The sequence below is a fragment of the Streptomyces sp. NPDC102278 genome, from assembly GCF_044766345.1.
In the GTDB taxonomy this organism is placed as follows: Bacteria; Actinomycetota; Actinomycetes; order Streptomycetales; family Streptomycetaceae; genus Streptomyces.
In genome coordinates this window covers 1-9,624 of record NZ_JBIWLV010000040.1, presented here as the reverse complement: position 1 = coordinate 9,624, position 9,624 = coordinate 1, and the positions used below count along the sequence as shown (strand labels likewise).

At 70.2% G+C, this 9,624-nt stretch carries 7 protein-coding genes and 1 pseudogene; 1 reads left to right on the top strand and 7 read right to left on the bottom strand.

Translation table 11 applies throughout. The annotated features are described in order from the left end of the window. Positions 1-247 precede the first annotated feature (247 nt). The 4 genes from ACIRO3_RS36745 to galT form a co-directional block, all read right to left on the bottom strand. On the bottom strand, positions 248-1,054 hold the full coding sequence (locus tag ACIRO3_RS36745; protein ID WP_404144100.1) for a DeoR/GlpR family DNA-binding transcription regulator: 807 nt from the start codon (positions 1,052-1,054) through the stop codon (positions 248-250). A 108-nt stretch (positions 1,055-1,162) separates the two neighbouring features. Continuing rightward, complete coding sequence (gene galK / locus ACIRO3_RS36740; protein ID WP_404144098.1) at positions 1,163-2,296, bottom strand: galactokinase; 1,134 nt, start codon at positions 2,294-2,296, stop codon at positions 1,163-1,165. Beyond that, entirely contained in the window at positions 2,293-3,252 is a 960-nt protein-coding gene (galE, locus tag ACIRO3_RS36735) for a UDP-glucose 4-epimerase GalE (RefSeq protein WP_404144096.1), read from the bottom strand. The genes galK and galE overlap by 4 nt, the downstream gene beginning before the upstream one ends. Then, complete coding sequence (galT, locus tag ACIRO3_RS36730; protein ID WP_404144094.1) at positions 3,249-4,295, bottom strand: galactose-1-phosphate uridylyltransferase; 1,047 nt, start codon at positions 4,293-4,295, stop codon at positions 3,249-3,251. The genes galE and galT overlap by 4 nt, the downstream gene beginning before the upstream one ends. A 607-nt stretch (positions 4,296-4,902) precedes the next feature. On the opposite strand from galT, the pseudogene ACIRO3_RS36725 reads away from it, so the two are divergent. Beyond that, a pseudogene (locus ACIRO3_RS36725) lies at positions 4,903-5,399 on the top strand (winged helix-turn-helix domain-containing protein); the annotation flags it as partial. Positions 5,400-5,521: 122 nt separating this feature from the next. Here ACIRO3_RS36725 and ACIRO3_RS36720 read toward each other — a convergent pair. From ACIRO3_RS36720 to ACIRO3_RS36710, 3 genes are all read right to left on the bottom strand, one after another. After that, the gene (locus ACIRO3_RS36720; protein ID WP_404144093.1) at positions 5,522-6,331 is read right to left on the bottom strand and encodes a DeoR/GlpR family DNA-binding transcription regulator; all 810 of its coding nucleotides are present in this window, start codon (positions 6,329-6,331) and stop codon (positions 5,522-5,524) included. A gap of 411 nt (positions 6,332-6,742) precedes the next feature. Continuing rightward, a complete protein-coding gene (locus tag ACIRO3_RS36715; protein ID WP_404144091.1) occupies positions 6,743-7,774 on the bottom strand; it encodes an ABC transporter permease in 1,032 nt (343 codons plus the stop codon). Beyond that, positions 7,771-9,369 carry a sugar ABC transporter ATP-binding protein gene (locus ACIRO3_RS36710; RefSeq protein ID WP_404144089.1) on the bottom strand — a complete coding sequence of 533 codons (1,599 nt, stop codon included), beginning with the start codon at positions 9,367-9,369 and terminating at the stop codon, positions 7,771-7,773. Before ACIRO3_RS36710 ends, ACIRO3_RS36715 begins: the two co-directional genes overlap by 4 nt. Positions 9,370-9,624 lie beyond the last annotated feature (255 nt).

The window sequence follows — 9,624 nt, the reverse complement described above, 5'->3', positions numbered from 1 at the left end:
CGTCATCATCGATCCGGAGAAGAGGCATGCGCGTGCTCCTCAGCTGAACGGGTGCGCGGGACTCGCGCCACTCCTGCATGTTTACGTAAACACGCGCGGCCTGACAAGTCTCTTCACGTGTGAGCTCGGGAGCGGCCTGCACGAAGAAGCCGAGGAATCAGGACATCTGGAGGCATACCGGCGCGGCCCTGACCGGACCGGAGCGGGGGTCGGCGGCCGGGGGTTGTGGCAGGGGCTTCCGCCCGGGCTACGGCTGGGAGGTTCCCAGGATCAGCCGGCCCACCGAATCACTCAGGACGGTGCGTGCCTCGGCATCGAGCCCGTCGTCCGAGACGAAGTAGTCGATCTCCGGGAGGGTGATGAACCGACTCAGGCCGACGACTCCCCATTTGGTGTGGTCAGCGACCACGGCGACCTGAGTGGCGCAGTCGATCAGCGCGCGGTTGGTCTGGGCTTCGGCGAGGTTCGGGGTGGTCGCGCCGGCACGTTCGGAGATGCCGTGGGCGCCGATGATCAGCAGGTCCACCTGGAGGGAGCGGATCGCCTGGTCCGCCAGGGGGCCGACCAGGGAGGCCGACTTCGTGGGAGAGCCGCCGGTCAGCAGCAGCGTGCGTTCCGGGGAGCCGAGCTCCGCTCCCGTGGGTCGCAGCAGGTCGGCGACCGGCAGGGAGTTGGTCACCACGGTCAGTCCGGGCACGTCCCGGAGCCGGCTGGCCACCGCGTAGGACGTCGTTCCTCCGGAGATGGCGACGACGCTGCCCGGTTTCACGAGGGCGGAGGCCGCCTCGGCGACCGCTGCCTTGGCCTGTGACTCCAGACCGGCCTTGGTCTCGAAGGCGGGTTCGTCCGCGGTCGTGACGGACGACCTGATGGCGCCGCCGTGCACCTTGGACAGAGCACCGCTGCGGGCCAGCACGTCCAGGTCGCGGCGGATCGTCATGTCGGAGACGCCGAGCTGTTCCACGAGTTCGGTGACGCGCACCGCGCCGTCGCGGCGGACGATGTCGAGGATCAGGGCCCTGCGCTGGGGTGCAAGGCGTGCTGCTTCCGTCACGTTGTCGTCCCCGCTCCTGTGCGCGCCATCCGTGTGTGGAGTCAGAGACACACGGCCATCCTCACGAACGAACAGTCTACGTCGACGGATCCCGCCCTCACCGGCATCTCACTCGATGCGCCGGGCTCCGGAGGCCGGGGACACGGCGAACAGGTGCGGGGCCAGGTACCCGGCGGAGCGGAACGCCGCGGTGACGGCCGCGTCCAGCGCCTGCGCCCGGCCCTCGTCCACGAGGACGATGACGGAGCCGCCGAATCCACCTCCGGTCATGCGTGCTCCGAGCGCTCCGTGTGCCAGGGCCGTGTCCACCACGAGGTCGCTCTCGTCGCACGAGATCCGAAAGTCGTCCCGCAATGAGGCGTGACCGGCCACGAGGATCGGTCCCAGCGCCGCGACGCGTCCCGCTCGCAGGTGGGAGATCGATTCGGTGACCCTCGCGTTCTCGGCCACGATGTGCTGGACCAGCGGCACCAGGTGCGCGGGGAGCATCTTGCCGGTGGAGGGCAGGTCCGCCGGCGAGATGTCCCGCAACGCCGCGACGCCGAGCAGCCGGGCGGCCTGTTCGCACCCGGCGCGCAGCGCGGCGTACGCGCCGTCCCCGAGGTCGTGTTTGACGCGGGTGTCGATGACGAGCAGGCACAGCCCCTCCGACTCCGGGGCGAAGGGCACCTGCTCGTGGGTCCCCGCGCGGATGTCCAGGTGCAGGGCGGCGCCGGCGGTGCAGCAGGCCGAGGCCATCTGGTCCATGGCCCCGCACGGGACGCCGGCGAAGCTGTTCTCCGCCCGCTGTGAGATCAGGGCGAGCGCGGGTGCGCTGAGTCCGAGCCCGTACAGGTCGTTGTAGGCGAAGGCGACCGCGCACTCCAGCGCGGCGGAGGACGACAGGCCGGCGCCGGTGGGCACCGTGCTGTCGACGTGGAGGTCGGCGCCGGCGACCCCGTGTCCCGCCTCGCGGAGCGCCCACACGACTCCCGCCGGGTACGCGCCCCAGGTGGTGACGGCTCCGGGGGTCAGCTCGTCGACGTCGAGGTCGATGACCGGGCCGTCGCCCTGGGCGCTGTGCAACCGCAGGCGTCCGTCCTCGCGCCGTCGCGCCGCCACCCGCGTGTTCTGGGGGATGGCGATGGGCAGGGCGAAGCCGTCGTTGTAGTCGGTGTGCTCGCCGATGAGGTTGACGCGCCCCGGCGCTGCCCAGATTCCGTCCGGGGAGGCGCCGTAGATGTGCCGGAAGGCCTCCTTCATGCGGTCGCCCCCTGCGCGAAGGCCCAGGCCTCGGCCACGATGGAGTCCAGGTCGGTTCGGGTCGGCCGCCAGCCGAGGCGGTCGTGCGCGCGGGCGGCGGAGGCGACGAGCACCGCGGGATCGCCGGGTCGCCGGGGGCCGACGAGTTCCGGGATCGTACGACCCGTCACCCGTCGGACGGAGTCGATCACCTCCCGGACCGTAAAGCCCCCGCCGTTGCCCAGGTTGCAGATCAGGTGCTCGCCGGGGCGGGCGGCGTCCAGGGCCAGGAGGTGGGCCTCGGCGAGGTCGGCGACATGGATGTAGTCGCGGACGCAGGTGCCGTCTCGCGTGGGGTAGTCGTCGCCGTGGACGTCGATGTGTGGGCGTTGTCCCAGGGCCACTTGCAGGATGAGCGGGATGAGGTGCGATTCGGGGTCGTGGCGTTCGCCGTGGCCCGCGTGGGCGCCCGCGACGTTGAAGTATCGCAGGGACACGGCGGCCAGCCCGTGGGCGGCGGCCTCCCCGGTGATCAGGTGGTCGACGGCGAGCTTCGTGGCGCCGTAGGGGCTGGTGGGCTCGGTCCGGGCGTCCTCGGCGATGGGCACCTGTTCGGGTTCGCCGTAGACGGCCGCGGTGGAGGAGAAGACCAGGGTGCGTACGCCGGCGCGGCGCATGGTGGTGATCAGTTCCAGCGAGCCGGCGACGTTGTTGCGCCAGTACTTCTCCGGGTCGCGCACGGACTCGGCCACCTGTGAGGACGCGGCGAAGTGCAACACCCCGGCATAGCCGGTGTCCAGCAGGGCGGCGGCCTGGGCGACCCCGCCCCGGACGAAGTCGGCGCCCTCGGGGACGGCTTCCGACATGCCGGTGGTCAGGTCGTCGAGCACCGTGACGCGGTGGCCGGCGGCGAGGAGGCGGGCCGCGACCACACTGCCGATGTATCCGGCGCCGCCGGTGACGAGGTACCTGCTCATGACGCGACTTCCCGCAGTCGCCGGGCCGCGGCTTCCGGGGCGACGTCGTTGACGAAGGAGTCCATGCCGGATTCGACGCCCGCGAGGAACTTGAGCTTGCCCGCCGATCGTCGCACCGTGAACAGCTCCAGGTGCAGGGCCAGTTCCTGCCCTCCGGTCTTCGGCGCCTGGTGCCAGGCGGAGATGTACGGGGTGGGGGTCGCCGGCGCACCGTCCTCGCGGTGGAACAGTCGGTCGAACCTGCGCAGCAGTTCCAGGTAGATGCCGGGGAACTCCGCGCGCTCGGCCTCGGTGAGGCGGGTGAGGTCGGGGACTCGGCGGTGGGGGTAGAGGTGCACCTCGTAGGGCCAGCGGGCGGCGTAGGGGACGAACGCCGTCCAGTGCTCCCCCGCCAGGACCACCCGCGACACGGCGGCGCGGGCCTCGGCGAGCAGGTCCTCGAAGAGGTTGCCGCCGGTGACGCGCCGGTGCGTGTCCGCGACGGCGACCATCTTGGCGGTGCGCGGCGGTACGAAGGGGAAGGCGTAGACCTGTCCGTGGGGGTGCGCGAGGGTGACGCCGATCTCCGCGCCGCGGTTCTCGAAGCAGTACACCTGCTCCACGCCGGGCAGGGACGACAGGTTCTCGGTGCGGTCCGTCCAGGCGTCGAGTACGAGGCGGGCCCGGTCCTCGGTCAGATCGGCGAAGCTCGCCCCGTGCTCGGGCGTGAAGCACACGACCTCGCAGCGGCCCACGCGTCCCGCCAGGGAGGGGAAGCGGTTCTCGAACACGGCGACATCGTAGTCCGCGGCCGGGATCTCGCTGTGGTTCCCGTCCCAGGAGGGGCACAGGGGGCACGCATCGGTGGGCGGATGGTGGACGCGCCCCTGACGGTGCGAGGCGATGGTGACCCAGTCGCCGGTCGCCAGGTCCAGTCGCAGCTCGGGGCGGCTGTCGACCGGCTCCAGCAGGCGTCGGTCGACTGCGTCGCGGACGGCGCCGCCGTCACGGTCAAAGTAGATCAGCTCGCGGCCGTCCGCGAGCTTCGTCGTGGTTCTCTTCACGGAGCGTGCCCGTCTCTCGAAGTACGGCGGCCCTGGGAGCCACACGCTCACAACAATAAACATGAATCAACGTAAGTCAACGTCGATGCTGTTGTTTGTTTCGTGGGAGTCCCTGGACGCCCGCCCGGCTCCTCCGCGCACCGCGACCACGGTGGCGCCCCCTCGGGGTGTCAGTTCGGCAGGCGGAGTTCCTCGGCGACGGTGTCGAAGACGGGCCGGCGCCGGGCCCCCTCCTCGTCCGGCGCCGAGAAGTGGACGACGTACCGCGTGCCCGCTGCATCAACCGGTACCGGCGGGCCACCAGCCGCCCTTGTTCAGGCAGTGGCATTGCGCCACCCCCGGCCGCGACAAGTCGTTTGCGGCATAAGGCATTTCGGATGGATCTCCCGTCCAGGCAATGGCTTGACACGCACCTGAGGCATGGTCAAAATAACGGCACCGCGACACATGAGCACAGAAATGCTGCTTTCGCCCTCGAACGGCTGCGGGGCGACGGCGCACTCGGCGCCCTTGATATTCGGGCGAAGGCGGGCAATGCGCAGGTCCTCAGCGAAAGCCACCGCCCGGTTCCGCGCCCCCGCCACTGCCCCCGGCGCCCCGGCGGAGGGTGAGCCTGGCGCGGCGCATCCGCGCGGAAAGCCGTTCGCCGGTGTTGCTGATCTCCTCGGGGACCGATCCGGTGGATGTCGTCCTCGGCCTTGAGGCGGGCGCTGACGACTACGTCACGAAGCCGTTCGACCTCCCGGTCCTCGTGGCACGGATCCGGTCCGCGCTGCGTCGCGCCACCGACTGCCCGACCGCCGCCCCCTCGTCCCGCACACCGCGATGGACTTCGGTGACCTGCGGATCGACCCGGCAGCCCTGACGGTCAGGCGGGACGGCCGGCTGCTCGACCTCACGCCCACGGAACTCGAACTCCTCCTGGCTTTCGCCGCACGGCCCGCCGTGGTCCTGTCACGGGCCACCGTGCTGGAGCGCGTGTGGGACTGCCCCCGGAGCGACGACAAACGGCTCGTCGACGTGCACGTACAGCGGCTGCGCCACAAGATCGGCCACGAGCGCATCATCACCGTGCGCGGGTTCGGCTACCGGTTCGAGCCCTGACGGCCCGGGTGCCGGCCGCCGCGCCAGGGGCGTCGCCGGTTGGTCGGGAGCCGGCTGCTCGCGTGCCCCGCGGAGCGCGTCGACACCCCGGGGGCGACTCTCCCCCGTACGGCGGGCGGCGCTCACGCCCCCTGGGTGTCCGCCAGGATCAGCCGTCCCACCTGCTCGCCGAGGACGGTACGGGCCTGCTCGCCGAGGCCGTCGTCGGACACGAAGTAGTCGATGTCGGACAGGTCGGCGAACCGGCTCAGGCCGACGATGCCCCACTTGCTGTGATCGGCCACGACGGCCAGCTGGGTGGCGGCCGAGATCAGGGCGCGGTTCGTCTCCGCCTCCGCGAGGTTCGGGGTGGTCACCCCGGCACGTTCGGAGACGCCGTGAGCACCCACGATCAGGAGGTCGACCTGCAGGGAGCGGATCGCCTGGTCCGCCAGCGGTCCGACCAGCGACGCGGACTTCGTGGGGGCCCCGCCCGTGACCAGCAGGGTCGGACCGGTGGCACCGTCGTCGGCGCCGGACGGACGCAACAGGTCGGCCACCGGCAGGGAGTTGGTCACCACGGTCAGGCCGGCGATGTGGCGCAGCCGGTGGGCGACGGCGTACGTCGTCGTCCCTCCGGAGATCGCCACGACACTGCCGGGCCGCACCAGTTGGGCGGCCACGTCCGCGACCGCCGCCTTGGCCGCGGACTTGAGGGTGAACTTGGTCTCGAAGCCGGGCTCGTCGGACGTGGTACCGGAGGTACTGACCGCCCCGCCGTGCACCTTCTCGACCGACCCCGCCTTGGCGAGGACGTCCAGATCGCGGCGGATGGTCATGTCGGACACCCCGAGCTGCTCCACGAGCACGGCGACGCGCACCGCCCCCTTGCGACGCACGGTGTCGAGGATCAGTTCTCTCCGCTGGGCCGCTAGCGGTGCCGGCTCTGTCACAATCCCACCCGATGATCTCTCACAATTCCAGACAGAGATCAATTGTACACTGCATCCAATAACGTGGTGCAAGGGGTTGGGGATGGCCTGCGCAGAACTTTCACACCGAAGGGTGGATAAGCGGCTCGGCGCATCCGCTCGCCTTTCCGCGTGACTGTTCCAACAGGACCGCGTGCGGAGCCTCCTGAGGCCGTTGTAGCGCCTTCGTGCCACCTCGGGTGCTTTATGGCGAAGAATGGTGTGCCCGTACCGAAATGCAACGACCGCTTCTGCCGCACGCCCCGGCGGGGCGAATGCGTTTCGGGCCGTGATCGTGGATCGTCCTCCTTCTCCCTCTTTGCCGTGATCCGTCGGCACGTGGCACGACGAGGCCCGGCTCCTGTCGGAGCGGGGCCTCGTCGTGGCGTCGTGTCAGTGGGGCAATCCGACGGCGCGTTCCCCGCTGCGGCGCTGCTGGATGACGACCGCGGCGACGAGGAGGGCGCCCTGGGCGACGTTCTGCCAGAAGGTGTTGATGCCCTCGACGGTGAGGCCGTTCTCCAGGGCCCCGAGCAGGGCGACGGCCAGGAGGGTGCCCCCGATGCCGCCCTTGCCGCCCTTCAGCGCGCACCCGCCCAGGGCCGCCGCGGTGATGGCCTTCAGCTCCAGCCCCTCACTGCCGGAGACGGGCTGTCCGGAACCGGTGCGTGCGGTCAGCAGGATCCCCGCGACCGCGGCGACCACACCGATGAGCGCGTAGACCGCGACCAGATACTTGTTGATGTTGATGCCCGCCAGGCGCGCCGCCGTGTCGTTGCCACCGATCGCGTAGATGTTGCGACCGATGTCCGTGTACTTGAGCAGGACGTGCACGGCCAGTGCCACGACCACCAGGATCCAGATCATCACCGGTATGCCGGCGATCTTGCCGCGCCCGAGGAACACGAAGAAGGGATCGTTGAGGACGTAGCCCTGCGCACGGCCGCCGGAGACGAGCTGCGCCACGCCCTTGTAGGCGGCCAGCCCGGCGAGCGTGGCGATCGTGGGGTTGACGCGCCCGTAGACGATGGCGACGCCGTTGACCACACCGACGAGGATTCCGACGCCGATCGCGGCGGCCATGCCGAGGTAGGGATTGGATCCGGCGGAGGTGAAGACCATGGCGCTCACGACGGAGGCCAGTCCGGCTTGGGAGCCGACGGAGATGTCGAGTCCCCCGCAGATGATCACGACGGTCTGCACGATGGCGAGCAGTCCGGTGATCGTCGCCGCTTCTCCGATGACCTGGATGTTGGAGAGGCTGAGGTAGTTGTCGTTGAGGAACCCGAACAGGGCGAGGACGAGTACGAGGGCGCCGATCAGGCTGAGGTTCTGGCCGCCGAGCGAGGAGAGCAGTGCTCCCGTGGTCTTCCGCGCCGGAGCGGGGATGTTCTCGGTGGTGGCCGGCGTCTGGGTGGTGGTCATCGAGCGTCTCCATCGGCGGAGTCTGTGAGCGGTCGGTCGGATGCGACGGGAGCCAGGTCGTCGGCCATGGCGAGGTTGAGGATGGCTTCCTCGGTGGCTTCCGAGCGGTTGAGTTCGCCGGTGACGCGTCCGTTCTGCATCACGACGATCCGGTCGGCCAGCCCGAGGACTTCAGGTAGTTCGGAGGAGATCACCAGCAGGGCGACCCCTTCCCGGGCGAGGTCGGCGATGATGCGGTAGATCTCCGCCTTGGCCCCGATGTCGATGCCGCGCGTGGGCTCGTCGAGGATGAGGACCTTGGGCTTGCGCAGCAGCCATCGTGCGAGGACGACCTTCTGCTGGTTGCCGCCCGACAGTTTGCGCACTTCGTGCTCGATCGAGGGCGTGCGCACCCGCAGCCGATCGGAGAAGTCCTGCGCCACGACCTTCTCCTGTCGGCTCTGGACGAAGCGCCAGCGGCGCAGCCGGTCCAGGCTCACCAGGGACGTGTTGTCGCGGATGGAGCGATGGAGGAACAACGCCTGGGCCTTGCGCTCCTCGGGGGCGAGTCCGATGCTTGCGCGGATCGCGTCCTTGGGGCTGCGCAGGCGCAGGGGTTCGCCGTTCACGCTGACACGGCCCGACCGGATGGGTTGGTCGCCGGCCAGGGCGAGGGCCAGTTCGGACCGTCCGGCTCCCATGAGGCCGGCCAGGGCGACCACCTCTCCGGCGCGGACGTGGAGGTCGATGTCGGTGACGTCGTCCGTGGTGACGCCCTCCAGCCGCAGCACCACTTCCTCGCGGGCGACGTCCTGCCGCACGAACAGGGAGGAGAGGTCGCGGCCGACCATCAGGCGGACGACCTCGCCCTCGTTGGTGTCGCGCGCCTCCAGCACACCGGCGACCGCGCCGTCGCGCAGGACCGCGATGCGGTCGGCGAGGTGGAAGATCTCCTTCATGCGGTGGGATACGTAGATGACGGCGATGCCCTGGTCCCGGAGGCGGCCGATCAGGGCGAAGAGGGCCTCGACCTCGTTCTCGGAGAGGGAGGAGGTCGGTTCGTCGAAGGCGATGACCTTCGCGTCGCCGGTCAGTGCCCGCAGGATCTCCACCAGTTGGCGTTGTGCGGCGGTGAGTTCGGAGCCCAGCTGATCGGGGTGGATGACCTTCTCGAAGCCGAGTCGGGCCAGGTCCGCGGTGATGCGGCGGCGCAGCTCGGCCCGATCGAGTCGGCGTCCCGCGCCGCGCGGCAGGGCGCCGGCGTACACGTTCTCGGCGACCGAGACGTGCGGAATGATCTCGGGTTCCTGCGGGATGATGCGGATCCCGGCCTTGTGGGCGTCGTGCGGTGACGACAGGGTCCGCGGACGCCCGTCCCAGAGGATGGTTCCCTCGGTGGGCTGGTGGTCACCGGTGAGGATCTTCAACAGGGTCGACTTGCCCGCGCCGTTCTCGCCCATGAGGGCGGTCACCCGGCCCCGGGGGAAGGTGAGCGTGACGCCGCTGAGCGCCTGTACCGCGCCGAAGCGTTTGGTGATGTTCTCCACAGAGATCTCTTCGCCGAGGTTCCGGGCGGAGGGGGCGGCAGTCGGTGGTTCTGTGCCGGCTGTGGTCATGGGGGGGCCTCACATGCTGGGGGAACGTGTGCCGACTCAGCGGCGCTGCTGGTCGGTGGTGGTCGGGACGGGTGACGGGTACGGCGCCGCCGCGGCGGGTCCGTACCCGTACTGGCCTCGGGGCGGGCTCAGCCGCAGGTGACTCCCGCGTCCTTCCAGTTGGAGGCGTCGACCATGGTGGTCGGGGCGAAGGCCTCCTTCGGGAAGTCCTTGCCGTCCTTGAGCTTGTGGTACATCGTCTGTACGGCCAGGGCG

Excerpts from the sequence above, each read along its gene's own strand:
- galK (WP_404144098.1), bottom strand. The coding sequence starts at position 2,296 with ATGAAGGAGGCCTTCCGGCACATCTACGGCGCCTCCCCGGACGGAATC.
- galE (WP_404144096.1), bottom strand. The coding sequence starts at position 3,252 with ATGAGCAGGTACCTCGTCACCGGCGGCGCCGGATACATCGGCAGTGTG.
- ACIRO3_RS36715 (WP_404144091.1), bottom strand. The coding sequence starts at position 7,774 with ATGACCACCACCCAGACGCCGGCCACCACCGAGAACATCCCCGCTCCG.
- ACIRO3_RS36710 (WP_404144089.1), bottom strand. The coding sequence starts at position 9,369 with ATGACCACAGCCGGCACAGAACCACCGACTGCCGCCCCCTCCGCCCGG.